The following is a 25,909-nucleotide window of genomic DNA, read 5'->3' on the forward strand; positions in this document are numbered from 1 at the left end:
ATTCGTTGTTATTCGCCCATCAAACGCGCGAGTTGTTGCTGTAATGCTCGGGTGATTTGATCGTCAGTATAGCTTTGTTGGTTTACAACATTGCTTTGACGCTCATCAACCAAGGCGTTTACCGGCCAAATACCATAGACACTATTAGACAGAAACATCTCATCGGCTGCATGCAAAAAATTCAAATCCATATCCACAATATGACAAACCAATCCCAGTGCTGGCGCCAATTTTTCAAGAATTGTTTGCCGCATAATACCTGCAACACCTGCAGCAGATAAATCAGGCGTATACAACTGATTGTTTTTTACCGCGAACACATTGCTAACCGTTGCCTCAATCACCCTACCATGCGCATCAAGCAGCAGCCCCTCGGCATACTCATCGCGCCATTCGGCGCGCGCTAAAATATGTTCTAACCGATTTAAATGTTTCATTCCAGCCAACGCCGGAGCTTGCGCTAAACGTAAATCGCAAATACGCACATTCACGCCTTTGCGATACTGCTCGGTTTGCAACTCATCACCAGAAAAAACACCAATACAATAAGTTGGCGCAATCTGATCCGGCAAGCGATAACCTCGCCCACCAACACCGCGAGTTAGGGTAATTTTTACTACTGCAGAGGTAACATCGGCATCGTTAAGACAGCCCAGCATGGAGTCCAGATATTGATGCAATAAGCACTCATCCAGAGGAATTTGTAAGCGCGCAGCACTGCGCACTAAGCGCTCACGATGATAATCCCAAAGTGGAATAGTACCTTTGCTATAGCGACAGGTTTCAAACACGCCGTCGCCATAAGCAAAGCCGCGATCCAACGGCGAAATGGTCGCATCGAGAACACCGTTAACACTAAGAAGAGGGAAATTAATTGGCATAGATGGGAGTCTATACAAAAACGCCGGACTGTCTCCAGTCCGGCGTCATTTTTAACTCAAAATAAACGTTATTTAGAGCTTACGGAAAACCAAAGACCCGTTAGTACCACCAAAACCAAAGGAGTTGGACAGCACCGCTTCAATTTTACGCTCTTGCGCTGTGTGCGGCACTAGATTGAGATCTGCACAAGACTCTTCTGGATTATCCAAATTGATGGTGGGTGGCGCCACTTGATCGCGAATCGCGAGCACACTGAAGATTGCCTCAACTGCGCCCGCAGCACCCAGCAAGTGGCCGATCATGGATTTGGTTGAGCTTACGGCAACCTGAGCAGCAGCTGCCCCCATAACTGATTTAACCGCCTCACACTCAGCCTTATCGCCAGCTGGCGTAGACGTTCCGTGAGCATTGATGTAATGAATCAACTCAGGCGATATACCTGCATCGAGAATTGCATTGCGCATTGACGCCGCTGCACCTGAGCCATCTTCCGGCGGCGAGGTCATGTGGTAGGCATCGCCGCTCATCCCAAAACCAATCAGTTCGGCGTAAATTTTTGCACCGCGCTTTTTGGCATGTTCGTATTCTTCCAGCACCAATACACCGGCGCCATCACCCAACACAAAGCCATCGCGATCCTTATCCCAAGGGCGGCTCGCTGCTTGCGGATTATCATTGCGGGTTGACAGTGCACGCGCCGCCGCAAAACCGCCCAAGCCCAATGGTGTAGTGGCCATCTCGGCTCCACCCGCAACCATCACATCGGCATCGCCATACTGAATCATACGTGCAGCAAAACCAATGCTGTGCGTACCCGTGGTACAAGCAGTGGTAATGGCAATATTCGGGCCGCGCAAACCAAACATTATCGATAAGTTACCCGAAATCATATTGATAATGGCGCTAGGTACGAAAAATGGAGAGATACGACGCGGCCCTTTATGTTCAAGTGTCGACGACCCCTCTTCAATGGTTCCAATACCACCGATACCAGAACCAATCGAGACGCCAATCCGCCCTGCATTTTGCTCCGTAATTTCCAGCCCGGAATCGCGAATCGCTTGAATGCCAGCAACCATGCCGTATTGGATAAACGGATCCATTTTGCGCGCTTCTTTGCCGGGGAAATAATCATCCACCACCAAACCTTTCACCGACGCACTAAATTGCGTAGTAAAAGCCGATGCATCAAAGTGGGTAATTGTTGCCACACCACTTTTTCCATTGACAATGCCATGCCAAGTATCTGCAACGGTATTACCCAGTGAACTGATCATACCAAGACCAGTAACTACAACTCTTTTACGCGACACTATTGCGGTTCTCCTGCGAAAGACAATTAAGCGCAATCAAAACGCCCAATCACCTTGGTGATTCGTAAGAAATCGGAAAGTACGATTAAACCTGCCCTACGGCAAAAGAAAAAGCCGTACTATTTTGCAATAATACGGCTTTTCAAAAACAGGTATCAGCTGCCAGTCAAATCACAACAAGCAGGCGAATTATGCCAAGTTGGCATTGATGTAATCGATAGCTAATTGAACAGTGGTGATTTTCTCGGCTTCTTCATCCGGAATCTCAGTTTCGAATTCTTCTTCGAGAGCCATTACCAACTCTACGGTATCCAAAGAATCAGCGCCTAGATCTTCGACGAAAGAAGCTTCATTTTTAACTTCGTCTTCTTTCACACCCAGTTGCTCAGCAACGATCTTTTTTACGCGTTCTTCAATGCTACTCATGATGTTATGTAACTCCTAGTGGTTATATGTTCGAAACACCTGACGGCTCAAGCTAAAATTAGCTGGGCCAAGCGTTCCGGTCAAAATCGTCGCGCATTTTACATCGATTTTCGGGTTGTTGTAATGCCAACAGGCAAAATTCTTTAACTTTTAGAACATACCTCATAAAAATCAATGAGTTAGATTTAAAAAATTACGCCATATACATCCCGCCATTGACGTGAATTGTCTCTCCACTGATGTATGCACCCGCATCACTGGCAAGGAAAACCACAACCGAAGCAATCTCTTCAGGCGCACCAAGACGCCCCAGAGGAATGCGCGACAAAAGCTGTTGCTTTTGCTCTTCCGGCAAAACCTTGGTCATGTCGGTATCTATAAAACCTGGCGCAACCGTATTCACAGTAATATTGCGCGAACCAACTTCTGCCGCCAATGAGCGCGCAAAACCGGCAACTCCAGCCTTGGTGGCAGCATAGTTAGATTGCCCTGGATTACCCATAGCACCCACTACTGAACTGATATTGATGATGCGGCCCCAGCGTGCTTTCATCATGCCACGCAAGACACCTTTACTCAGGCGATAAATTGCACTCAAATTGGTATTGATGACATCAAACCACTCTTCATCGCTCATACGCATCAATAAATTATCTTTAGTGATGCCCGCATTGTTTACCAAAATTGCCGGAGCACCGAACTCATCGCCAACATCTTTTAACAACGCGGCAACCGAATCCGCATCAGTCACGTTTAAAACTTTGCCGACTCCACGAATACCCAGCTCAGCAAAGCGTGCCGAAATTTTTTCCGCACCTGAAGTACTGGTTGCCGTACCGATAACAATCGCGCCCGCCTTACCCAACTGCTCGGCAATAGCCGCACCAATACCGCGACTAGCGCCAGTAACCAATGCCACTTTATCGTTAAGGTTCATCATTGATCTTTCCCTTATAAAAAACTAACTAGTAGAAAACTAAAAAACAAAAATAAAATTCGTTATGCCAGGCTCGTTAACGCAGATTGTAATTCTTCTGGTTTCTCTACCGACATCACAACCAATTCCGTATTAATGCGCTTATTCAAACCCGAAAGTACTTTGCCTGGACCACACTCGATCGTAGTAGTAATTCCAGCTTTCGCCATAGTATTAACGCACTCAACCCAGCGAACTGGACTGTAAATCTGCTCAATCATTAAGGCTTTTATTTTTTCGGGATTGGACTCCACCTCTGCAGTCACATTGTGCACTACAGGAACTTTCGGAATAGAAAAAACAGTCGCTGTGATTTGCTCCGCCAAACGCTCTGCTGCCGGACGCATCAACTCCGTATGAAAAGGCGCACTTACCGGCAAAGGCAAAGCACGCTTCGCCCCAGCTTCTTTACATAACGCACTAGCACGCTCAACTGCTGCTGCCGTACCCGCAATAACAACCTGCCCGGGAGAATTAAAGTTAACTGCCGCAACTACTTCACCCTGCTCCGCTTTGTTACATGCACCTAGAATTAACGCATCATCAAGGCCAATAATAGCCGCCATTGCCCCTTGCCCAGCAGGAACAGCCTCCTGCATAAACTTTCCGCGCTGTTGCACCAACCTCACAGCGTCTTTAAATGCAACTACGCCCGCACACACTAACGCAGACCATTCTCCAAGGCTATGCCCTGCCATAAGTGCAGGCTGTGCACCATTCTTTTCTTGCCATGCACGCCATACCGCAACGCTTGCAGCCAACAATAACGGCTGGGTACGCTCAGTTAAATTAATTTCGTCTTGCGCACCAGCTTGCACCAATGCCCACAAATCGTAACCCAAAACCTCAGACGCTTCGGCAAAGGTTCTCTCTACAATCGGAAACTCAGTCGCCAACTCGGCTAACATGCCAATTTTTTGCGAACCCTGACCCGGAAATACAAAAGCAAGATGTTGACTAGTCATAATGAATAAACACTTCTCTTTTTACGAAAATTTAATGTTGTGACAATGCCTGCTGAATTCTCAGTGGCACCTGTTGAATCACCTGCTCACGCGCCACCATCAATGCATGCATGAACGCCTTTACATCGGCACCACCATGGCTTTTGATGACCGTTTTTTGCAGCCCAAGAAAACTGGCACCATTATATAACGATGGGTCTAACTCATGCTGCAAACGTTTTAGTAATGGCAACAAGAGTAGGCACAACATCCGACTAAATAAATTTTTCTTCACAAGTTTTGCAATCTTATTTGCAATAAATAGCGCAACACCCTCACTGGCTTTCAATGCAATATTGCCATGAAAGCCATCGCACACAATCACGTCAGCAACACCAGTGAATATACTATTCGCCTCAACAAAACCAGCGTAGTTAATTCGTTCATCACTCTGCAGAAGCAGTTGCGCAGCTTTTAAAATATCAGTTCCTTTTTGTTGCTCGGTACCGATATTTAATAGCGCAACACGCGGAGCCATTTCAGCTGAAGCACTCGCAAGAACACTGCCCATCAATGCAAATTGATGGAGATGTTCTGGAGCGCAATTGATATTAGCACCCAAATCCAGCAAGTAAGTTGCGCCAGCATCAACAGGCATAGATTTGCATATGGCCGGGCGATCAATCGCAGAGAAGGTTTTAATTAGATATTTTGCTATAGCCAACAGTGCGCCCGTATTACCAGCGCTAACGCATGCATCAGCCGAATCATTACGCAACAGATCCAGCGCCATCCACATAGATGAGCCTTTTTTATGGCGCAGTGCAAACAGGGGGTCATCATGCATACTCACCACATCGGCAGCATGCACAAGAGTAATTCGTTCATGTGATTTTTTAGCTGGAGGGAGCAGAGAAAGGAGCTGGACTTCATTGCCGACCAACAGCAAATCCACATCTGGAAATTGAGTTACAAACTTTTGCGAGGCTGAAATAGCAACGCGGGGACCTAAGTCCCCGCTCATAGCGTCAACCGCTATTCGAATTCTTGCCGACAAGGTTCAGTCGTCTTGAGTAAAAAAATTACTCGTCACTGCCTTTGTCAATCACTTTGCGTCCGCGATAGAAACCATCAGCAGTCACATGGTGACGGATGTGCTTCTCACCGCTAGTAGCGTCAACTGACAAGGTTGGGCCAGTCAGGGCATCGTGTGAACGACGCATGTCACGCTTGGAACGAGATTTTTTGTTTTGTTGAACTGCCATGGTTTACTCCTATTTACTTACTCATTGGAACCGAGGCGCCTCAGGATTTCGGCGAGCTCTTTAGTTGTTCCAACACCTGAAATGGGTTTCTCTCTTTTTTTACCTCGACTGGCTTACCACTTGAATAGAGTTTGCGGTCGATGCAAAGCTCTTCGTGATAAGCAACCGCAGGTAAACTCAACAGCAGCTCTTCTTCGATCATATCGTAAAGATCTGCCATTCCCTCTCCCGAAATCCAGGGTTCAAAGTGCGGCGGCAGTTTATTTGCCCCCTCTTCGTCCCATACAATGCCGAGCGAGATGTTACTTTCAACAGGTACAGTTACTGGTTCCAAACAGCGCTGACAAATTAATGACAAGTCAGCACGTGCAGTTCCAACAACAACCTTTTTCTTTTCCTCGCTAACCTTAAATTCAAGCTTTACCTGAACTTCTCCACCTGAACTTTCCGCAACCTCTGCAATGCGAGGCAAATCAGAAGTAGCAATACAACCCTCTAAAATAACGCCGTGTTGAGCGAATTTTCGCGGGTCACCCTGCCGAGGCAGAACTTTGTTAGAGGGGGGCTTAAACATAAGCGCGCCATGATAGGGATATCACCCTGTAGTGTCAAAGAAAAACTCGTAAAATAGCGCTATTTAGTGGCTTGGGAGTAAAATAACCACCCTATTTAGCGTTCGCCCACCCAAGAAATGCAGCTTTTTATGAAAAAAACCAAAATATTACTCGCCTCAAGCTCATCTTATCGCCGCGAATTACTACAAAAGCTGGGGCTGGCCTTTAATTGGGATAGCCCAAACATAGAGGAAAGCCACAGATCAAACGAGAGCCCCACCGCACTTGCACTCAGACTAGCCGAGAGCAAGGCCCGCCATCTTGCAAACACCTACCACAACCACCTAATTATCGGCTCCGACCAAGTCGCAACAATCGACAACCAAATCATTGGCAAACCACACACCCATGCAGCAGCCTTTTCCCAGCTCGCGAGTTTTCGCCAGCGCGAGGTCACATTTATAACAGGGCTATGTTTATTGAATCCAATAGCCAATCGCATTCAACTTAGAGCTGAAACCTACAAGGTTAAGTTTCGCCAACTCACCGATACACAAATAGAAAACTATTTGCAGCGCGAACAACCTTATGACTGCGCAGGCAGTTTTAAATCGGAAGGGCTGGGCATTTGTCTATTCGAAAAACTTGAGGGAGATGACCCCAATACACTGATAGGTCTACCGCTGATTGCACTCACTCAGATGCTGATCAATGAAGGGGTAGACCCGCTGGATCAACCCACAAGCTTTTCCCATGAAAGCAACTGATCGAATTGATCCAAACACAATTCAGGCTGGTAAGAATGCAGTCGATCAACATGATGAGCACCATAACTCACCGCAATTCGCGGCATATTGATTCGCCGCGCCATCTCCATATCGTATTCGGTATCACCGATCATTACTGCCTGATCCGGAGCAACACCAAATTCATTTAGCAGCTCTTCTAACATTAATGGATCCGGCTTGGATGCGGTTTCATCCGCACAGCGAGTCGCGTGAAAAAAATCAGCCACACCCAAAACACCCAATATGCGATCCAAGCCCTTACGGCTCTTGCCAGTAGCAATCGTTAGCACATGCCCATTTGTCTTTAGGCGATCTAAAGTATCGATCACACCCGGGAAAAAATCAGAGGGGCGAGTCTCATCAAGCGATAAAAAACGGCTCGCATAAGCATCTCGCAAATACTGACGCTGAGACAAATCGGTATCGGGATACAATTGATGGATAGCCTCCGGCAAACCCAAACCAATAATATTATGGATATGGTGATCTTCCAGCGGACTCCAACCTATGTCCTGCGCAGCAAGCTGCATAGCTGTGGTGATTTTGGCTTTTGAATCGCTCAGGGTGCCATCCCAATCAAAAATAAACAGCAATTACACACTCCAACTAAATAGCAGACAACTTACCTAACGGAATTGATAGGTCGGGGAGCAGCGGAGCCTCAACATGCGTAAGCTCTTCAGATTCCGGCAAATAAAATGAAAGCGCAGAGGCATGCAGAAACAAACGCTTAACGCCCTTCTCTCGCATCACCGCATTAATATCATCGTTACCGTATTTTTCGTCACCAACAAGGCAGCAACCCGCATATTGGGCATGTACACGAATTTGATGAGTTCGACCCGTGATGGGACGCGCCTCAATCAAGCTGAAACCATCAAAGCGCCGCAACACTTTAAACTCTGTCAAACTCGGCTTACCTTCTGGATGAACCCGCACCACCCGCTCACCACCAGCCACCTCTGTTTTTAATAAAGGTGCATTGACTTGATGAATACGCTTTGGCCAATCCCCAACAACCAAGGCTTGATAGACCTTGCTAATGCCGCCCGCACCGGCTGATTTTTCGCGTAAGGCGGCTTGCAGATGGCGCAGATAACTGCGCTTTTTGGCCACCATAATGCAGCCCGATGTGTCGCGATCAAGGCGATGCACCAACTCCAAATGACGAGCGTCAGGGCGCATCTGGCGCAGAGTTTCAATCAGACCAAGAGTGATTCCACTGCCACCATGCACAGCAAGTCCCGGAGGCTTATTGATCACCAACAGCCCATCATCTTCAAATAAGATCGACTTAGCCAGCAACGATATCATTTGATGGCTCGCTTTCGCCTCTGTACCCGCCTCCGCCGTTCTAATAGGCGGGACCCGCACAGAATCCCCCTCCACCAGTTTATACTCCGGCTTAATCCTTCCTTTATTGACGCGCACTTCGCCCTTGCGAATAACGTTATAAATTTTCGATTTGGGAACCCCTTTGAGGCGCGCAATCAGAAAGTTATCGAGCCGCTGACCAGCTTGATCCGCGTCGATAGAGAGAATCGTCACCTGAACAAGCGATGAGTCACCCGTAGTTTGTGCAGTATTTTCAGAGAGTATTTTCATGGCGCCATGATACTCGATACCACTGAACAACCACACCCGTCACAACCTAAGCATCCCCAAAAAGACAGGTAAATCACTGATTTAATTGCCGCATATCTAGAGAGCTGCTATATTCAGACGGCTGATACAGGCTGGTTTCCGGGTCGCGCGCAAAAGACAGGCGCATCATTAGGAAATACCGCTGACAGCAAGAGCGCCAGCTTCAATACACAATGAATGTATAAAGCTCCCGCTCTTGATGAAACTGACAACGGTAGAAGCTGAGCTCCGCTCTGCAACTACCCTAACAATTGCGTCAACCAACGTTGCACTCATTGTTAACACTGTTTTTGTTTTGTTGAGCTCAAGAAAGCTCTATTTGTAAATTCCGGATGAGAGCATCGCATGCGATGCAGCAGCTTATCCGATGCTAATTTTGCAGGTTGCAAATTTAATCTTGTGGTTGAACCATTAACACCAACCATTTGATTGAGAAGCCGATTTGAAGATCGATTATCTTCACGACTGACACTCAATCAATCAAGATGAATGAATGCATAACCCGGTCGCAACAGGATGGAATACCGCCTTGACCGAGCACCACTAGTAAGCACCACAAATAGAAATACCGGACACTCCGGTATAAATGAATGAGCCAAATGGGCCATCTGGTTATTAAAGGCAAGATATTGCAGTCGCTGCAAAGCGATCACACTGCGCAAGCCAACAGGTAAACCCCACCAACCGCTAATGCGAGCCCATCATCAACCGGGTAGCGCATTAGTCCACTAGGTTGCGCAGAACAGCACCGTGTTAACCCTGATTGTTACGTGAGTTAGACGCTCCCAGACAAACAATTAGGTAACACATGAAAAGAATGCTCATTAATGCAACTCAACCAGAAGAGTTGCGCGTAGCGCTAGTCGATGGACAATGGCTGTACGATCTAGACATTGAGAACCGCAATCGCGAACAGAAAAAATCCAACATTTACAAAGGCCGTATCACCCGCGTTGAACCAAGCCTCGAAGCCGCATTTGTTGACTATGGCGCAGAGCGTCACGGCTTCCTTCCATTAAAAGAAATCTCTCGCGAATATTTCAGTAAACACTCTGGCGAGTCTGATGGCCGCATCAAAATCAAAGATGTGCTGAAAGAAGGCACAGAAGTAATTGTACAAATCGATAAAGAAGAGCGCGGCAACAAAGGTGCCGCCCTAACCACCTTTATCAGTCTTGCTGGCCGCTACCTCGTTTTAATGCCCAACAACCCGAGAGCAGGCGGAATTTCTCGCCGCATTGAAGGCGAAGATCGCGCCGAACTGAAAGACGCACTGGGTGAAGTTGAAGTCCCAAATGGCATGGGCGTTATCATCCGCACCGCCGGTGTTGGTCGCAGCTCTGAAGAACTGCAGTGGGACCTTAACTATCTGCTACAACTCTGGGAATCCATAGCAACAGCAGCCAAAACCTCCCCTGCACCAGCATTTTTGTTCCAGGAAAGTAACGTTATTATTCGCGCTATCCGCGATTACTTACGTCAAGACGTAGGCGAAGTGATCGTTGATAACCAAGAAGCCTTTGACCTTGCAGCAGGATTTATCCAGCAAGTAATGCCAAATTACCGTAGCAAAGTAAAACTGTATAAAGACGACATCCCGCTATTTAATCGCTACCAAATCGAGTCTCAGATCGAGACCGCATTCCAACGCGAAGTAAAATTGCCTTCCGGCGGCTCAATTGTAATCGATGCAACCGAGGCCTTGGTTGCTATCGACATCAACTCTTCACGCGCCACCAAAGGCGGCGACATTGAAGAAACCGCACTGCAAACCAACCTTGAAGCAGCCGATGAAATCGCTCGCCAATTGCGCCTGCGCGATATGGGCGGCCTGATTGTTATTGACTTCATCGACATGCAACCAGTGCGCAATCAACGCGAAGTTGAAAACCGTGTGCGCGACGCACTTATGATGGACAGAGCGCGCGTACAAATCGGCCGCATCTCCCGTTTTGGCCTGATGGAAATGTCTCGCCAACGCTTGCGCCCATCTTTGGGGGAAACCCACTCAAAAATCTGCCCGCGCTGCGATGGTGTTGGCAACATTCGTGGCACACGCTCCTTGGCTCTTTCCATCCTTCGCTTGGTTGAAGACGAAGCACAAAAAGAGCGCAGTGCTGAAATTCGCGCGATCTGCCCAGTATCTGTGGCCACATACCTGCTGAACGAAAAACGCAAAACTATTTCCAGCATTGAACTGCGCAACAATACCCGCGTGGTCATTGTTCCCAGCGCAGAATTAATGACCCCGCACTTTGAAGTTCAGCGTTTACGCGATGATGACGAAGGCACATTGGAAACCAGCTATAAAATCGTTGCTCATGTTGACGAAACCAAGACTGACGAAGAAGATTTTAAAGCCAAGCCCATCAATTTACCCAAACCACTGGTTCAACCAAGCAGCCCAAGCCAACCAGCACCGGAGCCAACCAAGAAGCCCGGCCTGTTGTCACGCCTACTCGGTTCATTAAGCAGTATTTTTAGCGGTGAAAAGAGCGAAGAAGCTAAAGGTAAACGCGAACACAAACGCGATAGTCGCCGCAACTCCGGCCGCAATAGCCGTCGCGACGGCCGCAACAATCGCCGCGACAAAGATCGCAAAGAAGATCGCGAAATCCTCGACAACCTAGACCATCGCCCAGTAGGCGAAGCAAAACCTTCACGCGATCTGGATAAGCGCGACGGCAGAGATGGCGACAAACGCGAGAGTTTTTCACGCGATTCACGCGATAACGAACAACGTCGGTCACGTAACAACCGAGATCAACAACGCGAACAGCCACCGCGCGATGCACAAACTGGTGATGATGAGCCACGCCAGCAGCGCAACCGCAATCAGCGCAATGAACGCGACAACAGTCGCCGTCAAGCCCCAAAAGAAGAGAATGCAATACTGGCAGCTGACACCAACACCAATGAAGCAGTAGTGCAGGATGAAAGCGATGATCAACGTCCATCCAAACGCCCTGCCGGACGCCGCACTCGCTCACAGCAGCGTCGCCGCAGTCGCCACGAAGGCAGCGAGAATGAGACGCAGCCAGTAAGCGCTGAAGAAAAAAATGCGACGCAACCTAGTGCGTCAGATGAACCCAAAGTGCTGAGTGAATCAGCCCAATTGGCACAACAAATTTCTGCAGCCATAGCCGAACATGCGCAACAAGTTCAAGCCACCAAGCCTGAGCCTATTGTCAGCACTGAAACATCAATGCAACCGACAGAGACGACAACTAGCGCACGCAATACCGATACAATAATTGAGGTAGCTGCGACACCACCAGCTGAAGCACAAACCGAAAAACTACTTGAGAGCAGCAACGAAACAGATTCGATACCTGAAATCATCAAAACTGCTGAACCAATCACCACCGAGGCACCTACAACTGCAACAACTCCTGAAGTGGAAATTGAAACACCCGAAAGAAAAACAGTAACTGAGATCAATCTTGCACCTCCAGCAAGAGCGAGCAATGACCCACGCAAAGCACCAAAACCGGTAAGTAACGTGAGCATCATTACTGAAACAATTGAAGCACACGCTTCGCGCGCGCTAGACACCAGCTTACCACCTAGCGTCGATCACAACCCGCGCCCGCTCTCAAGGCCGTCAAATGATCCTCGCCGAAACAAGCACAACATCAGTGAGTAAAAACGAGCAATAAAATCAAAATGGCCGAATTGGAAACAATTCGGCTTTTTTATGCTCAATAGTTAAGGTTGTTAAAAATTTAACTCAATATTTGGCTATAAAAATAGTGTTTTTCTCTTGCCCAATAAAAAAACCTATGTATAATTTGCCGCACTCGGAAGGGTGGCAGAGTGGTTTAATGCACCGGTCTTGAAAACCGGCGTAGGTGCGAGCCTACCCAGGGTTCAAATCCCTGCCCTTCCGCCATATCAAAAAAGGCGCTAGATTTTTCTAGCGCCTTTTTTATTTATCGCTCATTCGCGCCATCAATAGTAATGAAACCCCCATCATTTTTTCTGGTCAAAAACCACATCATCGCTCCCAACCCAGCATGTGCTGACATTAAGTAAATTCGTAATAGCTTGGCTTTGTAGTTGCTTATTTGTATTATCACCCCAAGTTTCTTATATGTTATTTCAGTAATTATCTGATGGAGGGTTTTATGCAAGAACTTTATAACGTTCAAACAGCTCAAACACTGAGCCAAACAGAAACCAGCAAAGTACTGCGCAACACCTACATGCTGCTGGGCCTCACACTGGCATTCAGCGCCCTTGCTGCGGGGGTATCCATGGCGGCAGGCTTGGGACATGGCGCAGGGTTAATCATGAGCCTTATTGCTATGGCACTCATTTGGTTTGTACTACCACGCACAGCCAATTCGGCTACCGGTCTACTGGTTGTGTTTGCCTTCACCGGCCTAATTGGTGCTGGCCTTGGCCCAATCATTAACCGCTATCTCAGTATGGCGAATGGCTCCACCATAATCATGCAAGCCTTAGGTGGAACCGCAATCGTTTTTGTCGGCCTCTCGGCCTATGTACTCACGACACGCAAAAACTTCAATTTCCTCGGCGGATTTGTCGCTGTAGGTATGATGGTCATGCTCGCGGTCATGGTGTTTTTATTGGGCGCCTCATTATTTGGCTACCAATTTTCCGGCCTTCAATTAGCATTTTCGGCTGGTATTGTTCTGCTGATGTCGGCATTGATTCTTTATCAGACCAGTGAAATTATTCACGGCGGTGAAACCAACTATATAATGGCCACCACAAGCCTGTTTCTTTCTATCGTCAACCTGTTCACCAGCTTACTGCATTTGCTCGGTGTTGCCAGCGACGACTAATATTCTTAAAGTGTTCACTCAAGGCTCCCTTGTGGAGCCTTATTTTTTGGGTTTCGCCTTAAATCATGATTTTTTCATTAGCCGTTTACGCTGCCCCTTATTCATCCCAGGCAAGCTACAGTGCCTACAAGTTCGCAATGGCGACATTGGAGCAAGGACACAAGCTACACCGCATATTTTTTTATCAAGATGGTGCACACAACGCTACAAACCTGGCTTCACCGCCGCAAGATGAATTTAATCTGCAGCAAGCATGGCAATCATTAGCTAAAGATCACAACCTCGATCTTGTTGTATGTATAGCGGCCGCCTTACGTCGCGGCGTACTGAATGAGAGTGAAGCCAAACGCTACGATAAACCTTCGCACAATCTCGCAGGTGAATTCACCATTAGCGGCCTAGGGCAATTGGTTGAGGCAGCCGTTGTATCGGACAGATTAATTAGTTTTGGTTAACCGAAATGAGCAAAAAAATATTATTGATAAGCCGACAAGCACCTTACGGCAAGAGTACCGCGACAGAGGCAATTGACATTGCACTAGCAGCGTCGGTTTACGATCAGGACATAAGTATTTTATTTATGGATGACGGCGTGTTCCAATTACTCAAAAATCAACAAAGCAACCAGATTGATCAAAAAAATATTGCCTCCATACTTCCAGCACTCGCCCTGTATGGCATAGAAAATATTTATACACACCAAGAGTCTTTAAATGCACGAGCTATAAGAACGGATGAACTTATTCTCGACAATCTACAATTGCTAAATAATAAGGACGTAGGAAGCTTACTAAACCAACAGGATCATCTCCTGAGTTTTTAAATATGAGCACACTACACACAATTAATAAATCACCTTATTCACACAACACTCTCACCTCCTGCTTAGCTGTATGCTCGGAGAATGATGGCATTTTATTATTGGAAGACGGTGTATTTGGAGCCATTACTTCAGCCCCGGGAGCAGATGAACTGCAAAAACTGATTCAAAATGGGATTAGTGTGTTTGCATTGATCAGCGATATCAAAGCGCGCGGACTGGAAGATAAACTAGCACCGAACATCAAATTAATTGATTACAACATCTTCGTACAATTGACACTCAATCATCAATCAGTGCAAAGCTGGTATTAATATGGAGCTTCACATACATGGGCGCGATATTGCGCTAGACAAGGACGGCTACCTTATCAACCTTGAAGATTGGGACAAAGAAATCGCCAACACAATTGCCGCACAAGAAAATATTTTGCTAACGCCCGCCCACTGGGAGATTATCGCTCTTTTACAAGAGTTTTATCGCGAGTTTGAATTATCCCCAGCAATGCGCGCGCTGGTAAAATATACCGAGAAAAAACTCGGCGCAGAGAAAGGACGCAGCATTTATTTGTTAGAGCTTTTCCCGCCTAGTCCAGCAAGAATTGCAAGCAAAATAGCAGGGCTACCGCGCCCCACCAATTGCTTGTAAATACGCCCAACTAAAGATTATTTTTATCAAAATAATCTTTAGTTAATTTTAGTACCACAGGGCTCAACAACAACAATGCAATCAAATTTGGGATCGCCATAAGCGCATTTAGCGTATCAGCCAGCAACCATACAAAATCCAATTGAAATACAGCACCACCAAATACAGCCACCACCCAAAGTACCCGAAAAGGTAACACCGCTTTACGACCAGCGAGATAGATCCAGCAGCGCTCCCCAAAGTAACTCCACCCTAGAATTGTGGTGAATGTAAAAATCAACAGTGCTATCGCCAGAAAATAGCCACCAACACCGGGCAACGCAGACTCAAAAGCCGCTGCCGATAAACTGGCACCTTTTTCGCCACTCGTCCACACACCCGAACAGATAATGGTTAATCCAGTCATACTGCAAATAATAATGGTGTCGATAAAAGTGCCTATCATACCAATCAATCCAGAGCGAACCGGGCTATTGGTTGTGCCAGCCGCTTGGGCAATGCCACCCGTACCCAAACCTGCCTCATTGGAAAAAATCCCACGCGCAACGCCGTATTGAATTGCCATCATCACTGCAGCACCAGCAAATCCGCCACTAGCCGCCGACGGGGTAAATGCATGAGTAAAAATCAAGCCAAATGCTGCGGGAATGCGATCAGCATAGATTGCTAAAACAATAGCTGATGCAATGACATACCCAACACACATAAAGGGCACCAATGAACTGGAAACTTTGGCAATACGTTTGATCCCACCCAATATCACCAATGCAACAATGATCGTAACAACCGAACCCGTAATCCATCGCTCAATATGAAAGGTAGACTCCAACACATCAGCCATACTATTGGACTGCACCATATTGCCAATGCCAAATCCAGCAAGCCCGCCAAAAATAGCAAATGCAAACCCCAGCCATGCCCAAGATTTACCCAGCCCATTTTTAATCGCATACATCGGGCCGCCACAATACTCCCCGCGCTCATCTTTTTCGCGATAGTGCACAGCCAACACAATTTCCGAATACTTAGTCGCCATACCAACCAAAGCAGTACACCACATCCAGAATAACGCGCCTGGCCCTCCCAAAAAAATAGCGGTCGCCACGCCCACGATATTTCCCGTACCTACCGTAGCTGAAAGACAGGTCATCAATGCCTGAAATGGGCTCACATCGCCAGTAGCTGGGTCACCCTTAGCCCTTCCACCCCACATTAACCGGAAGCCCATTAAAACCTGAAAAATGGGCATTCCCTTTAAAGCCACCATCAAAAACAGCCCAGTACCCAGAATTAGGATAAGCATAGGGGCACCCCAAACTATGCCATTTAACCAGGCTACAGACTGATGAATTAACTCCATAAGAACTCCAGGGAATTACGAAAGAAGGTAATCAGAACAATAAAAAAGGGGCCTAAGCCCCCCTTTCCGGTTTTTAACATTTAAGCCGCATCAATGGACTTGATGGTACCCTTTGGCAGAACAGCGTGAACTGCCACTTTTTGGAATTTAAGCTCCACGTTATTACCAGTTTCGATGACTACATAAGCATCATCAACCTTAAGAATCTTGCCTAACATACCGCTGGTCATGATGACCTCATCACCTTTAGCCAAGGCAGACACTAGGTTCTGATGTTCTTTTTGGCGCTTGCGCTGGGGACGAATAATCAGCAGATACATGAACAGGAACATGCCACCAAACATTAATAAAGTAATCATTGGATTACTTTGCGGTGCTGGCGCTGTTTGAGCCTGAGCCATTGCGGATGCTATAAAGAAACTCATGAAACTAACCTCGTAGAATAAAGAGCGCTAACTCTACCTCTTTTGAAAGGTACAGGCAATTAGCGATCTTTAATCAAACAAGACTGTCAAAAAGAGGGATATAAACTAAGCGTAATCACGGAATAACTTTCTAAATACACTAGGGGAAAGACTTGTCCAACGTTTGAAAGCATTCGTGAAACTAGTGCGATCCGAAAAATCCAATGCTTTGGACACAGTATCAACACTCATGTGTTCATCAATGAGGTATTTAATCGCATAATGAAAACGCAAAATGTCGCGCAGTTGGGCAAAGTTTGCACTTTGCTGTTGTAAGCGACGCTGAAGGGTTCTTTTTGAAAGCTTCAAATCTTCTGCAATTCGATCAATAGAGAGGTCGTCCCGCCCAACTCTTTGCTTTAAAGCATCTATGACACGTGCCGAGACACCTTCAAACTTAGGAATGTCGGCCATAGCTAAATACTCTTCATAAGATCTAACGTCAGATCCCTCAAAAGAGTTTTCAGAATAATGCTCACTATTGCGGTAAATTCGTTGTAATTGGATCATCCAGGCGTCTCCTTTGCCAATTAAGGGCGTTTATGAAATCGAGCAGGAGTGTTTTTTATTGGTAGCCTAAAAACACTACCGTATTATTAAGCACCATCCGTGAAGCACTCAAACAACTCTCAGTACCAGTGATTATAGACGAACTTTTTTTGAATCAAAGTGAAATACGTATAAATTATATTCAAAGCACGTGCTTTTTATCACAAGTAATTATATAAAAGTCACTTTAAATGCCATTGCGTAGAATATTGAGCACTTCTTGATCATGCGTCTTGGTATTCACCTTATCAATAATATGCTTCAATCGCCCGTCTTTATCGATAATAAAACTGGTGCGCAATATCCCCATAAACTCACGACCCATAAATTTTTTGAGCCCCCACACACCGTATTTTTCCGCAAGCGCATGATCTTCATCGGCCAGCAAATCGAAATTCAAATTGTATTTGTCGATAAATTTTTGCAGCTTAGCAGGTGCGTCAGGGCTCACACCCAGTACAACCGTGTCCAGCGCGTCAAACTCGTCACGAGCATCTCTGATACCACAAGCCTGCACCGTACAGCCCGGCGTTGAAGCCTTAGGATAAAAATACAACACAACATTTTTTTTGCCTTTGAATTGTTTTAATGCAACTTCAATTCCGGCTTGATTTTTGAGTGCAAATACTGGAGCGAGATTACCAATTTTGGGAAACGACATTAACTTATCAACCTTAAAGAATAATTTGTAAGATACACCAAAATAATACGCATAAAACTATTGCAGTAGATAACAACATGATCAGAAACTGATTTACTTGTCAGAACCAAACGCACCAAACAGCGCATCTTTTTCTTCCGTGGTAACGGTCGTACTCGCATCGGCAGGTTCAACAACAGGGCTTTTTACGCAATTGCGTCCCGCATGTTTCGCTTGATACAGCCATGTATCAACACGCTCAATAAAGCCTTCCGGGCTATCACTGTGGTTACCGCGATATTCATCAACCCCTAAACTTGCTGTGATAGCAATCGCCCCCTGATCATACACCAGTGGTGTGGTAGCAATGATTTCCCGCAACCGCTCCGCAACATTGACGGCCTGTCTCAAATCAGTATTTGGCAGCAAAATAACAAACTCTTCACCGCCAAAACGGCAAGCAAAATCCAATTTGCGAATAGTCAACGCGATTAATTGTGCAATATGCGCCAAGGCGCGATTGCCTAATTCATGCCCCCAGCGATCATTAAATCCTTTGAAATGATCAATATCCAAAACAATCAGCGATAGCGGCTGAAAGGAACGGCTTGCACGCTCCATCTCTAGAGGCAGAGCATCGGAGAAAAAGCGAAAATTATATAGCCCAGTTAGTGCGTCAGTACGGACCTGTTCTTTTAATAGATCCACCTCTTGCCGCAGAGTTTGCAGCTCCTGCAGAAATTGGCAGGGAGCGTCGCCAAGCGGACAGGAAAGCGCAACAACATCAGGAGGGGATGCAGAAGAATCCATAATCAATATTGCTTCTTTTTCAAGGTGTTAAGTTAATTTCCTGCACCAAGTCTAGACGAAATAATTCACCCTAACCAGAAACTATTTCCCCAAGAAAATCAGTAAAAAAGCCGTGAAAAACACGGCATTTTTTCTAGTCAATCCCGATAAATTTTTATCAACTCACCGTAATGGTCTATGCGGCGATCGCGCAGATAGGGCCACATGCGGCGCACTTGCTCACTGCGTTGCAAATCAACCGTAACCACTTTGGTCTCTTCCTGATCGACACTCGCATTGAACAAAAACTCGCCTTGAGGGCCAGTGACAAAACTGCTTCCCCAAAAATCCAACCCTACTCCACCTGCCGGGTCTGCTTCATAGCCAACACGGTTGACGCTAATCACCGGTAAACCATTCGCAATCGCATGGGCGCGCTGCACCGTAACCCAGGCATCACGCTGACGCACCTTCTCGTCGGCATCTTCATCCGGAGTCCAACCAATAGCGGTTGGATAAATTAACAGCTCGGCTCCGGCCATAGCCATCAGGCGCGCAGCTTCCGGAAACCATTGATCCCAACAAACGAGAATCCCTAACTTTCCGACCGATGTTTGAATGGGCTGAAAGCCTAAATCGCCCGGCGTAAAATAAAATTTCTCGTAATAGCCGGGATCATCCGGGATATGCATTTTGCGATATTTGCCCGCGATAGTGCCGTCGCACTCGATAACCACTGCGGTATTATGGTGCAAACCCACTGCGCGCCTCTCAAATAGAGAGGCAACAATAACAATATCCAACTCCTGTGCAAGCGCTCCCAACACTTGGGTGCTTGCCCCCGGAATTGTTTCTGCCAAATCAAAGTGTTCAGCCATTTCCTGCTGGCAAAAATATAGACCGCGATGCAATTCCTGCAACACCACCAACTTCGCCCCCTGTTGCGCGGCGATACGAATTTGCGCAATTGATTTGACGAGATTAGCAGCGAGATCCGCGGTACAGGATTGCTGCACTAGACCCACCTGCAATGTTTTTACAACAGAGTTCAACATTAGATTCGCTCCCTTACACCTTCAGGAATTTGCATAGTAATGCAATGTAAACTTCCGCCCTGCTCGATCAACGACAAACAGGGAATGCCAAAAATTTCGTAGCCCGGAAATGCTTGAGAAATAACTTCCAACGCATCTTCATCCATTGGCAAGCCATAAATGGGAACCAAAACAGCTTCATTGATAATTAAAAAGTTGGCGTAGGTCGATGGTAAACGCTCATCGCTTTCATCACCCAATACTTCACCTGCCCAAGGCAATGGCAGCAAACGATAAGGTTCCCCCTGCGCATTGGTAAAAGTTTGCAATTGTGCCTCCATTTTTTTGAGTTCGACATAATGTTCGTCTTGCTCGTCATCACAGGCGGTATAAACAATTGTATTGTTAGGGCACAAGCGCGCCAGCGTGTCTATATGGCCGTCGGTATCATCGCCAGCAAGGTAACCGTGATCCAGCCAATTAATTTTCGTCACGCCAAATGCAGCAATTAAACGCGCTTCAACATCGGCTTTCGATAAATTTTGATTGCGATTTTTATTGAGCAGACAAGATGAAGTCGTCAGTAACGTACCCTGCCCATCAACCTCAATAGAGCCGCCCTCAAGCACCCAATCCTGCGTTTCAATATTGGCAAAAGGAAATGCACCTTGGGAAAACAATTGGTGAGAAATTTGATTATCCAAATCATGCGGGAATTTATTGCCCCAACCGTTAAATTGGAAATCCAGTAATTTAAAACCCTCGGATGTTTCAACAGTCAACGGCCCATGGTCTCGTGCCCAGCTATCATCACTCGCACAAGCATAAAGATGAATATATTCCAGTGGCGCACCCATCGCCTCAAGGCGACCGCGAACTTCCTCTAATTGGTCGGCAGGCACTGCAATCACTACATCAGCGTAATCGCAAATAACGGTAGCCAGAGCCTCGTACAGCTCAACAACATCATCCAGAATCCAATCCCAAGGTGAATTTTTATGGGGCCAAGTCAGCATGACAGCATCTTGTGGTTCCCATTCGGCGGGCAATCGTTGGCTTGACATAAAATATCCTCAATAAAACGCAAAATGGCCAGTCATTAGCTGGCCATTATAAACAAAGCGCCCGTCCCAATGAATTAGCGTGGAGAAATACTCTCTTGCGCAGGTAGCGAAATAACACCATCTGCTTTTTTTATACTGCTTGTGGTAGTGGCCTTTTGCACTTTCACGACAGGATTACCCACTTGCACTATAGCTGCAATAACACGGGTTTCAGCCACACCATCAGCCTCAATATTGATGTGTAATTGCACATAAAAGCGGCCATCAGCATTCGTACTGAGTGTTAGCGGCACCTGATATTCACTATCCGCCCGCAATTCAAATTCAAAATGACGCACCGGTGAAACTATGTCTACCCCCTCACTGGATGATAAATCAATTGTCATCTTGCCGGTCTGACTGGTTGAAACCAATACTAAGGAATGCTCATATACACCCGGAGCAGCAAAAAAGAGCGGCTCAGTATTTTTCAACTTTACCGCAGCACCTGGTTTTACTAACGAGTGAGTTTGATGCAACGCTTTTTTACCTTTAGTTGACGCACTTGTTGCACTATTTGTCAGCTCACCCGGCACAGTTACATTTTCTACGCCAGTAAATTGCTCCGAGGGCTCTGCTGTGTGTTTTCCACACCCATACATCGCAGTACACAGCGCAATTATCGTCAGCGACAACCGAAAAGGCCTAGCAACCCTGTTATTCACAATTCAACGCTCCCATTTAATTAAGTCGCTCTGCTCTCACGTCAAAACAAGCAGTAATTTCGTTGGTGTTATCAACATCTATAGCGCGATCATCAACAAGCTCGAGCACGTAAGTCCCCACTGATAAAAACCGTGACAACCCCTCTTGATCAATCATCGTGCTCTCAGCCAATGCCAACAAATTTCCTCGGCGATAAAGATAGATATCCGGATCAGAATCACCCGAATCTTCACCTGCCTCTTGTACCGTAATTTGATAGGTGCCAGCTGAAGCAATATCCAGTCGCAAAAACTGGGCTACCGCTAACTTGTTATAAGCGCCAAAACGATTGGTACTACATACATTAATTTTTGTATTGTTCACTGGTAATGTCTTATAAACCGGCAAACTACCCGTATAGCCACCACTATTGCTTTCCCCATCACCAAAAGCGGAATTGGCTTCAATGTTTTGCTCAAGCAATAATGTATTAAACGGTGTAATTTGCGCCGGGATAATACTGCGCAACACATCAGCAAATAGGTAAACAGATACCATTGCCGAATTATTGGAATAGCTAGTTGAGTTAATAACAGAAAAAATGTCGGTGAAGTCCCGCGCTAACCTTCCATTGCTACTGGAATAAAAATTATAAAGCACAGATTGTATCGACGCCTCTGAATACCACCCGCGCACGTTGTGATTTTTACGGCTAACATTATTCACAAAACCATCGCGTTGCTGTGCACCGCTAGCATCACGATAATTGGGATCATCTAACATCATTGCCGAAAAAGCATTGGCAAAACCTTCAGACATAGCTACGCGCATATCCAATTTATCACCATAAACATGATCGCCGCCAATACTGTCAGAGCGGGCAAAATTGCTTTCCAAATAATGCCCCCACTCATGCAAGATCACATGTCGATCATATTCATCTATATCGTTGTTTTCATCGCCCAATATATAGATTGCGGCACCATTATAAAAACTAGTGCCAATTTCGCCCAAGGTTAAATCACCATCGGCCGCTTTATTTTTAACACTCCAGCGTAATTCCAGCGCGGGAAAATCACGTTTGTTGCCCGCTGCCACAACACGTTCAACACCTAAAAAAATAGAATCTAAAATTGCAAAGGGCGCGGCAACACGGGGCTGCGTATAACCCGTTCCCGTCCAACCAGATGCCGCATGCAAATCACGTGTAGCCGTCGATTCACTCGCGGCAACCAAGCTACCGTCCATCGCGTAAAGGCTATTGCCACTGGCATTGTCCGTAACAGTAAAATTCCATGCGGGTGACTGAGCACTCAAGAGCTGGGCTTTCACGCGCACCTTCACCTGTTTATTGCGTTCAATGACCAGACTGTAAACACCTTCGCTATTGGTGGAGGTGGTTGCTAACACCTGATTATTAGAATCAAGTAACTCAACCACCAAACCGCGACCAGGTTTGATACTGGTAGCAGAGTAATCCAACCCGATTTGAGTGTTATTGTGAGGGACAAAGTCATAAGTCACCTTACCACTGAGGGTGACGCTACCAGATAGCGATGAACTCGCCACTGTTGAGCTAAGAGCAGATAAGCTAGAAGGTGATGTAATTGATGAGTTCGCTAGCGAGCTATTAATTACACCGCCAGCAGATGAGGGGGATTTACTACTAGCCAGCACCAAATTTGAGCCACCTCCGCCCCCACCACCACAGGCAAAAAGCAATGCACAAGTAAATAAAAACAGCGCTCGTAAACTCCACCTGGGTGCAGGTAAAGCCATGAATGATCTAATTGTTCGCCGCATATGGCTAATACCCTGAGTAATACACGAAATTGATAAATAGACTTCAAGCATAGCCAAGATCAGCCGTGACACAAAATGAGGCTACCGACAGCAAAACCTTGTGCCTATAATGGCGCCCTGCTTATTGGAGGCATTATGCTTAAAATTCTGTTCTTTGCGGTCATAGTAACATTCATTATTATCGGCGGTTCTCGCTATAAAAAAATGGATCCAGTACAACAACGCAAGACCCTATGGCGTATGGGCACAGGCATATTTCTCTGCGTACTCGTACTGTTAGTCATCACCGGGAAAATGCATTGGATCGGTGCAGCAATAGGCGCACTGATTCCATTTGTCCGCAATGCTTATGGGCTGCTTAGCCAAGTATTACCGCTTTGGTTAGCGCGCAAAAATGCCCAGCAAAACAGTCAGACAGATGAACCGTCCATGCCCCAGCGCCCACTGACGCCCATGCCAATTCAAGAAGCCATGGAAGTGCTGGGTTTATCCGGCGACATCAACAAAGGCGAGATAACCGAAGCGATGGTTCAGGATGCGCATCGCCGATTAATTCAAAAACTCCATCCAGATCGCGGCGGCAACGATTATCTTGCCGCAAAAATAAATCAGGCGCGCGATCTACTTCTGCAACAAATCAAACACTAGTCACTGTGTTACGAAACAAAAGATGAACATAGCGCCCCAATGAGCGGTAGGGTTCTTGTTGCGAAAACGCCAGCTCCATTTGTAATAAAGTCTGCGGCTCGCGCTCGCGATGCTCTTCATTAAAAATATAATCGTGAAATACCCGGATACCACTGTGACTGAGCAGCTGTAAGGGTAGCTCTGCCACCCAAGCCAATACCTGTGAGGGATCCAACGGATTAATCGGTGTCAGGCTGCCCGCCGCACCGCCATAATCTTTATTAATAATTTTCTTAAAATTCGTGCGCAGTAAATTTTTGTAAATCAGCGAATGAAGATTATAAAAGGTTAGCGATAAATACCCCTGCGGTTTGAGATAAGACAGCAGCACCGGCAGCAATGATTGCGGCTCCTGCATCCACTCCATAACGGCATGGCAGATAACAAAATCAAATTGCGACTGACCTTGTGGCAAATGCTGCGGCAAATCTTGTAATGCACAGTGAATCAACTGCACGCGATCAGCCAACCCCAATTGCTCGACTTGTTCCTGCGCAAGTTTGAGCATTTCTGCCGAAATATCGCAAATTACCACCCTGTGCCCAGCTTGTGCCAAGCGCAACGAAAACTGCCCTTGCCCACCGCCCGCATCGAGAATTGTCCAGCAGTCATTCAACGCATTAAACGGCGCAACAGGAATATGCGCCGCACAATCCCGCTCCAACACCGCAAGGCGAACATCGCCTTTTAGGCCACCATAAATATTTTTTTTAAAGCGCTTGGCCAGATCATCAAAATTGCGATCCTGACCGGTTGATTCTTTTGCCATATAATTCTCTTTACATAACCCACAACTAGCGCAGTGATATGACTTCATCAAACCACTGGTTTGTCTATATGATCCGCACAAGCGATGCGCAAGTGTACACCGGAATTACCACGGATATGACGCGCCGCTGGCGTGAGCATGCCTCGGGAAAAACCGGCGCACGTTATTTTCGCGGGCGCAAACCAGTGCAGCTGTGTTATCTGGAAGCGGAGCACAATCGCTCCAGCGCCAGTCAACGTGAGTACACGATTAAATCCCTGAGTTCTGCCGCCAAACGCGAGCTAATCGCCACACAATCAGCCAATACACAGGCACTGATTGCACTTCATCAACTGGGAGACCTGCCCCATTGAGCCTCCATCAAACACCCAAACGCGCCCTGTGCGAAAAGTGCTACAGGCCGATTCGTAATTGCATTTGCGCCTTAATTAAGGTGATACCTAATCAGGTTGAACTACTGATTTTGCAGCACCCGGATGAAACCACCAATGCAAAAAATACGGCGGGGTTATTACACCTGAGCTTAAAAAACAGCCAAATTCGAATCGGCGAAAGCTTTGCCGAAAACGATTTACACAGCTGGTTATTTACCGATCAAAAACAACCGCTATTGCTTTACCCTGAAATCGTCGAATACAAAGCGTTACGATTGGCAGTACCGCAGCAACTCTTAACACTAGAACTATTTACTGCCGATCAACTTCGGCTAGTGGTAATAGATGCAACCTGGCGCAAAAGCCGCAAAATGCTTTATCTCAATCGCGCCCTGCAGTGCCTGCCGCGCCTGACGCTGAGCGAAACACCAGCTTCGCTGTACAGCATCCGCAAAGCACATAGCGAAAATCAGCTTTCCACGCTGGAGGCAAGTTGTTACGCTCTACAACAATTGGAACAGCAACGAGTTGACTATGCTCCATTGTTAAACGCTATGCGTCTGTTCGTTGCGCAACAAAGTGCATTTGTTCCCAAGCCGACTACCCAGTAAATCCATTTAC

30 protein-coding genes and 1 tRNA gene are annotated in these 25,909 nt (G+C 46.6%); 11 read left to right on the forward strand and 20 right to left on the reverse strand.

The window, feature by feature from the left end:
• Positions 1–8: 8 nt before the first annotated feature.
• The 8 genes from pabC to AC2CG4_RS16485 all read right to left on the reverse strand — a co-directional run bounded on the left by pabC (position 9) and on the right by AC2CG4_RS16485 (position 6,380).
• Complete coding sequence (gene pabC, locus AC2CG4_RS16450) at positions 9–881, reverse strand: aminodeoxychorismate lyase (protein ID WP_484487305.1); 873 nt, start codon at positions 879–881, stop codon at positions 9–11.
• Positions 882–953: 72 nt separating this feature from the next.
• On the reverse strand, positions 954–2,195 hold the full coding sequence (fabF, locus tag AC2CG4_RS16455; protein ID WP_484487306.1) for a beta-ketoacyl-ACP synthase II: 1,242 nt from the start codon (positions 2,193–2,195) through the stop codon (positions 954–956).
• Between the two features lie 189 nt (positions 2,196–2,384).
• Complete coding sequence (acpP, locus tag AC2CG4_RS16460; protein WP_007640684.1) at positions 2,385–2,621, reverse strand: acyl carrier protein; 237 nt, start codon at positions 2,619–2,621, stop codon at positions 2,385–2,387.
• A 193-nt stretch (positions 2,622–2,814) separates the two neighbouring features.
• Complete coding sequence (gene fabG, locus AC2CG4_RS16465) at positions 2,815–3,558, reverse strand: 3-oxoacyl-ACP reductase FabG (protein ID WP_484487362.1); 744 nt, start codon at positions 3,556–3,558, stop codon at positions 2,815–2,817.
• A 62-nt stretch (positions 3,559–3,620) separates the two neighbouring features.
• Complete coding sequence (gene fabD, locus AC2CG4_RS16470; RefSeq protein ID WP_484487307.1) at positions 3,621–4,562, reverse strand: ACP S-malonyltransferase; 942 nt, start codon at positions 4,560–4,562, stop codon at positions 3,621–3,623.
• A gap of 31 nt (positions 4,563–4,593) precedes the next feature.
• Positions 4,594–5,598, reverse strand: a complete 1,005-nt coding sequence (gene plsX / locus AC2CG4_RS16475; RefSeq protein ID WP_484487308.1) for a phosphate acyltransferase PlsX — start codon at positions 5,596–5,598, stop codon at positions 4,594–4,596.
• A gap of 25 nt (positions 5,599–5,623) precedes the next feature.
• Positions 5,624–5,806: a 50S ribosomal protein L32 gene (gene rpmF, locus AC2CG4_RS16480; RefSeq protein ID WP_062067242.1), complete on the reverse strand. Its 183-nt coding sequence runs from the start codon at positions 5,804–5,806 to the stop codon at positions 5,624–5,626.
• A 40-nt stretch (positions 5,807–5,846) separates the two neighbouring features.
• Positions 5,847–6,380, reverse strand: a complete 534-nt coding sequence (locus AC2CG4_RS16485; protein WP_484487309.1) for a YceD family protein — start codon at positions 6,378–6,380, stop codon at positions 5,847–5,849.
• Between the two features lie 129 nt (positions 6,381–6,509).
• Here AC2CG4_RS16485 and AC2CG4_RS16490 point away from each other — a divergent pair, with 129 nt between their 5' ends.
• Positions 6,510–7,127, forward strand: coding sequence for a Maf family protein (locus AC2CG4_RS16490; RefSeq protein ID WP_484487310.1), 618 nt, complete (start codon positions 6,510–6,512; stop codon positions 7,125–7,127).
• Here the strand turns inward: AC2CG4_RS16490 and AC2CG4_RS16495 are convergent.
• Positions 7,094–7,741, reverse strand: coding sequence for an HAD-IA family hydrolase (locus AC2CG4_RS16495; protein WP_484487311.1), 648 nt, complete (start codon positions 7,739–7,741; stop codon positions 7,094–7,096). The genes AC2CG4_RS16490 and AC2CG4_RS16495 overlap by 34 nt on opposite strands.
• 13 nt (positions 7,742–7,754) lie before the next feature.
• Positions 7,755–8,753, reverse strand: coding sequence for a 23S rRNA pseudouridine(955/2504/2580) synthase RluC (rluC, locus tag AC2CG4_RS16500; protein ID WP_484487312.1), 999 nt, complete (start codon positions 8,751–8,753; stop codon positions 7,755–7,757).
• 847 nt (positions 8,754–9,600) lie between these two features.
• Between rluC and rne the strand changes: the two genes are divergently transcribed.
• From rne to AC2CG4_RS16535, 7 genes are all read left to right on the forward strand, one after another.
• The gene (rne, locus tag AC2CG4_RS16505) at positions 9,601–12,438 is read left to right on the forward strand and encodes a ribonuclease E (RefSeq protein ID WP_484487313.1); all 2,838 of its coding nucleotides are present in this window, start codon (positions 9,601–9,603) and stop codon (positions 12,436–12,438) included.
• Between the two features lie 156 nt (positions 12,439–12,594).
• Positions 12,595–12,684, forward strand: a tRNA-Ser gene (locus AC2CG4_RS16510).
• A 235-nt stretch (positions 12,685–12,919) separates the two neighbouring features.
• A complete protein-coding gene (locus AC2CG4_RS16515; RefSeq protein ID WP_484487314.1) occupies positions 12,920–13,603 on the forward strand; it encodes a Bax inhibitor-1/YccA family protein in 684 nt (227 codons plus the stop codon).
• A 65-nt stretch (positions 13,604–13,668) separates the two neighbouring features.
• Positions 13,669–14,058, forward strand: coding sequence for a sulfurtransferase complex subunit TusD (tusD, locus tag AC2CG4_RS16520; protein WP_484487315.1), 390 nt, complete (start codon positions 13,669–13,671; stop codon positions 14,056–14,058).
• Positions 14,059–14,063: 5 nt separating this feature from the next.
• Positions 14,064–14,426, forward strand: a complete 363-nt coding sequence (tusC, locus tag AC2CG4_RS16525; RefSeq protein ID WP_484487316.1) for a sulfurtransferase complex subunit TusC — start codon at positions 14,064–14,066, stop codon at positions 14,424–14,426.
• A gap of 2 nt (positions 14,427–14,428) precedes the next feature.
• A complete protein-coding gene (gene tusB / locus AC2CG4_RS16530; protein ID WP_484487317.1) occupies positions 14,429–14,737 on the forward strand; it encodes a sulfurtransferase complex subunit TusB in 309 nt (102 codons plus the stop codon).
• 1 nt (position 14,738) lies between these two features.
• Positions 14,739–15,071: a TusE/DsrC/DsvC family sulfur relay protein gene (locus AC2CG4_RS16535; protein WP_484487318.1), complete on the forward strand. Its 333-nt coding sequence runs from the start codon at positions 14,739–14,741 to the stop codon at positions 15,069–15,071.
• A gap of 10 nt (positions 15,072–15,081) precedes the next feature.
• Here the strand turns inward: AC2CG4_RS16535 and AC2CG4_RS16540 are convergent, their stop codons facing one another.
• From AC2CG4_RS16540 to AC2CG4_RS16580, 9 genes are all read right to left on the reverse strand, one after another.
• Positions 15,082–16,431: an alanine/glycine:cation symporter family protein gene (locus AC2CG4_RS16540; RefSeq protein ID WP_484487319.1), complete on the reverse strand. Its 1,350-nt coding sequence runs from the start codon at positions 16,429–16,431 to the stop codon at positions 15,082–15,084.
• 80 nt (positions 16,432–16,511) lie between these two features.
• Positions 16,512–16,856 (reverse strand): preprotein translocase subunit YajC, encoded by a 345-nt coding sequence (gene yajC, locus AC2CG4_RS16545; protein WP_062067275.1) that lies wholly within the window; start codon positions 16,854–16,856, stop codon positions 16,512–16,514.
• Positions 16,857–16,961: 105 nt separating this feature from the next.
• A complete protein-coding gene (locus AC2CG4_RS16550) occupies positions 16,962–17,405 on the reverse strand; it encodes a helix-turn-helix domain-containing protein (RefSeq protein WP_062067277.1) in 444 nt (147 codons plus the stop codon).
• 226 nt (positions 17,406–17,631) lie between these two features.
• Positions 17,632–18,105: a thioredoxin-dependent thiol peroxidase gene (gene bcp, locus AC2CG4_RS16555; RefSeq protein WP_484487320.1), complete on the reverse strand. Its 474-nt coding sequence runs from the start codon at positions 18,103–18,105 to the stop codon at positions 17,632–17,634.
• 93 nt (positions 18,106–18,198) lie between these two features.
• Positions 18,199–18,894, reverse strand: a complete 696-nt coding sequence (locus AC2CG4_RS16560) for a GGDEF domain-containing protein (protein ID WP_484487321.1) — start codon at positions 18,892–18,894, stop codon at positions 18,199–18,201.
• Between the two features lie 137 nt (positions 18,895–19,031).
• On the reverse strand, positions 19,032–19,928 hold the full coding sequence (locus tag AC2CG4_RS16565) for a carbon-nitrogen hydrolase (RefSeq protein WP_484487322.1): 897 nt from the start codon (positions 19,926–19,928) through the stop codon (positions 19,032–19,034).
• Complete coding sequence (locus AC2CG4_RS16570; RefSeq protein WP_484487323.1) at positions 19,928–20,971, reverse strand: agmatine deiminase family protein; 1,044 nt, start codon at positions 20,969–20,971, stop codon at positions 19,928–19,930. Before AC2CG4_RS16570 ends, AC2CG4_RS16565 begins: the two co-directional genes overlap by 1 nt.
• 74 nt (positions 20,972–21,045) lie before the next feature.
• Positions 21,046–21,645: a hypothetical protein gene (locus tag AC2CG4_RS16575; protein WP_484487324.1), complete on the reverse strand. Its 600-nt coding sequence runs from the start codon at positions 21,643–21,645 to the stop codon at positions 21,046–21,048.
• Between the two features lie 46 nt (positions 21,646–21,691).
• Positions 21,692–23,335 carry a hypothetical protein gene (locus AC2CG4_RS16580; protein ID WP_484487325.1) on the reverse strand — a complete coding sequence of 548 codons (1,644 nt, stop codon included), beginning with the start codon at positions 23,333–23,335 and terminating at the stop codon, positions 21,692–21,694.
• A 258-nt stretch (positions 23,336–23,593) separates the two neighbouring features.
• On the opposite strand from AC2CG4_RS16580, the gene AC2CG4_RS16585 reads away from it, so the two are divergent.
• Positions 23,594–24,106, forward strand: coding sequence for a J domain-containing protein (locus tag AC2CG4_RS16585; protein ID WP_484487326.1), 513 nt, complete (start codon positions 23,594–23,596; stop codon positions 24,104–24,106).
• Here the strand turns inward: AC2CG4_RS16585 and AC2CG4_RS16590 are convergent.
• A complete protein-coding gene (locus AC2CG4_RS16590) occupies positions 24,096–24,914 on the reverse strand; it encodes a methyltransferase domain-containing protein (protein ID WP_484487327.1) in 819 nt (272 codons plus the stop codon). The two genes, AC2CG4_RS16585 and AC2CG4_RS16590, sit on opposite strands and share 11 nt — an antisense overlap.
• A 38-nt stretch (positions 24,915–24,952) precedes the next feature.
• Between AC2CG4_RS16590 and AC2CG4_RS16595 the strand changes: the two genes are divergently transcribed.
• Together AC2CG4_RS16595 and AC2CG4_RS16600 are read left to right on the forward strand one after the other, a co-directional pair.
• Entirely contained in the window at positions 24,953–25,267 is a 315-nt protein-coding gene (locus AC2CG4_RS16595) for a GIY-YIG nuclease family protein (protein WP_484487328.1), read from the forward strand.
• Positions 25,264–25,899, forward strand: a complete 636-nt coding sequence (locus tag AC2CG4_RS16600) for a tRNA-uridine aminocarboxypropyltransferase (RefSeq protein WP_484487329.1) — start codon at positions 25,264–25,266, stop codon at positions 25,897–25,899. The genes AC2CG4_RS16595 and AC2CG4_RS16600 overlap by 4 nt, the downstream gene beginning before the upstream one ends.
• Positions 25,900–25,909: the final 10 nt, after the last annotated feature.

This window comes from Cellvibrio sp. ATLC23 (assembly GCF_057196725.1).

Coding starts and splice junctions, on each gene's coding strand:
- pabC (WP_484487305.1), bottom strand. CDS start 881: ATGCCAATTAATTTCCCTCTTCTTAGTGTTAACGGTGTTCTCGATGCG.
- acpP (WP_007640684.1), bottom strand. CDS start 2,621: ATGAGTAGCATTGAAGAACGCGTAAAAAAGATCGTTGCTGAGCAACTG.
- fabG (WP_484487362.1), bottom strand. CDS start 3,558: ATGAACCTTAACGATAAAGTGGCATTGGTTACTGGCGCTAGTCGCGGT.
- fabD (WP_484487307.1), bottom strand. CDS start 4,562: ATGACTAGTCAACATCTTGCTTTTGTATTTCCGGGTCAGGGTTCGCAA.
- rpmF (WP_062067242.1), bottom strand. CDS start 5,806: ATGGCAGTTCAACAAAACAAAAAATCTCGTTCCAAGCGTGACATGCGT.
- AC2CG4_RS16485 (WP_484487309.1), bottom strand. CDS start 6,380: ATGTTTAAGCCCCCCTCTAACAAAGTTCTGCCTCGGCAGGGTGACCCG.
- AC2CG4_RS16490 (WP_484487310.1), top strand. CDS start 6,510: ATGAAAAAAACCAAAATATTACTCGCCTCAAGCTCATCTTATCGCCGC.
- rluC (WP_484487312.1), bottom strand. CDS start 8,753: ATGAAAATACTCTCTGAAAATACTGCACAAACTACGGGTGACTCATCG.
- rne (WP_484487313.1), top strand. CDS start 9,601: ATGAAAAGAATGCTCATTAATGCAACTCAACCAGAAGAGTTGCGCGTA.
- AC2CG4_RS16515 (WP_484487314.1), top strand. CDS start 12,920: ATGCAAGAACTTTATAACGTTCAAACAGCTCAAACACTGAGCCAAACA.
- tusD (WP_484487315.1), top strand. CDS start 13,669: ATGATTTTTTCATTAGCCGTTTACGCTGCCCCTTATTCATCCCAGGCA.
- tusC (WP_484487316.1), top strand. CDS start 14,064: ATGAGCAAAAAAATATTATTGATAAGCCGACAAGCACCTTACGGCAAG.
- tusB (WP_484487317.1), top strand. CDS start 14,429: ATGAGCACACTACACACAATTAATAAATCACCTTATTCACACAACACT.
- AC2CG4_RS16535 (WP_484487318.1), top strand. CDS start 14,739: ATGGAGCTTCACATACATGGGCGCGATATTGCGCTAGACAAGGACGGC.
- AC2CG4_RS16540 (WP_484487319.1), bottom strand. CDS start 16,431: ATGGAGTTAATTCATCAGTCTGTAGCCTGGTTAAATGGCATAGTTTGG.
- yajC (WP_062067275.1), bottom strand. CDS start 16,856: ATGAGTTTCTTTATAGCATCCGCAATGGCTCAGGCTCAAACAGCGCCA.
- AC2CG4_RS16550 (WP_062067277.1), bottom strand. CDS start 17,405: ATGATCCAATTACAACGAATTTACCGCAATAGTGAGCATTATTCTGAA.
- bcp (WP_484487320.1), bottom strand. CDS start 18,105: ATGTCGTTTCCCAAAATTGGTAATCTCGCTCCAGTATTTGCACTCAAA.
- AC2CG4_RS16560 (WP_484487321.1), bottom strand. CDS start 18,894: ATGGATTCTTCTGCATCCCCTCCTGATGTTGTTGCGCTTTCCTGTCCG.
- AC2CG4_RS16565 (WP_484487322.1), bottom strand. CDS start 19,928: ATGTTGAACTCTGTTGTAAAAACATTGCAGGTGGGTCTAGTGCAGCAA.
- AC2CG4_RS16570 (WP_484487323.1), bottom strand. CDS start 20,971: ATGTCAAGCCAACGATTGCCCGCCGAATGGGAACCACAAGATGCTGTC.
- AC2CG4_RS16585 (WP_484487326.1), top strand. CDS start 23,594: ATGCTTAAAATTCTGTTCTTTGCGGTCATAGTAACATTCATTATTATC.
- AC2CG4_RS16590 (WP_484487327.1), bottom strand. CDS start 24,914: ATGGCAAAAGAATCAACCGGTCAGGATCGCAATTTTGATGATCTGGCC.
- AC2CG4_RS16595 (WP_484487328.1), top strand. CDS start 24,953: ATGACTTCATCAAACCACTGGTTTGTCTATATGATCCGCACAAGCGAT.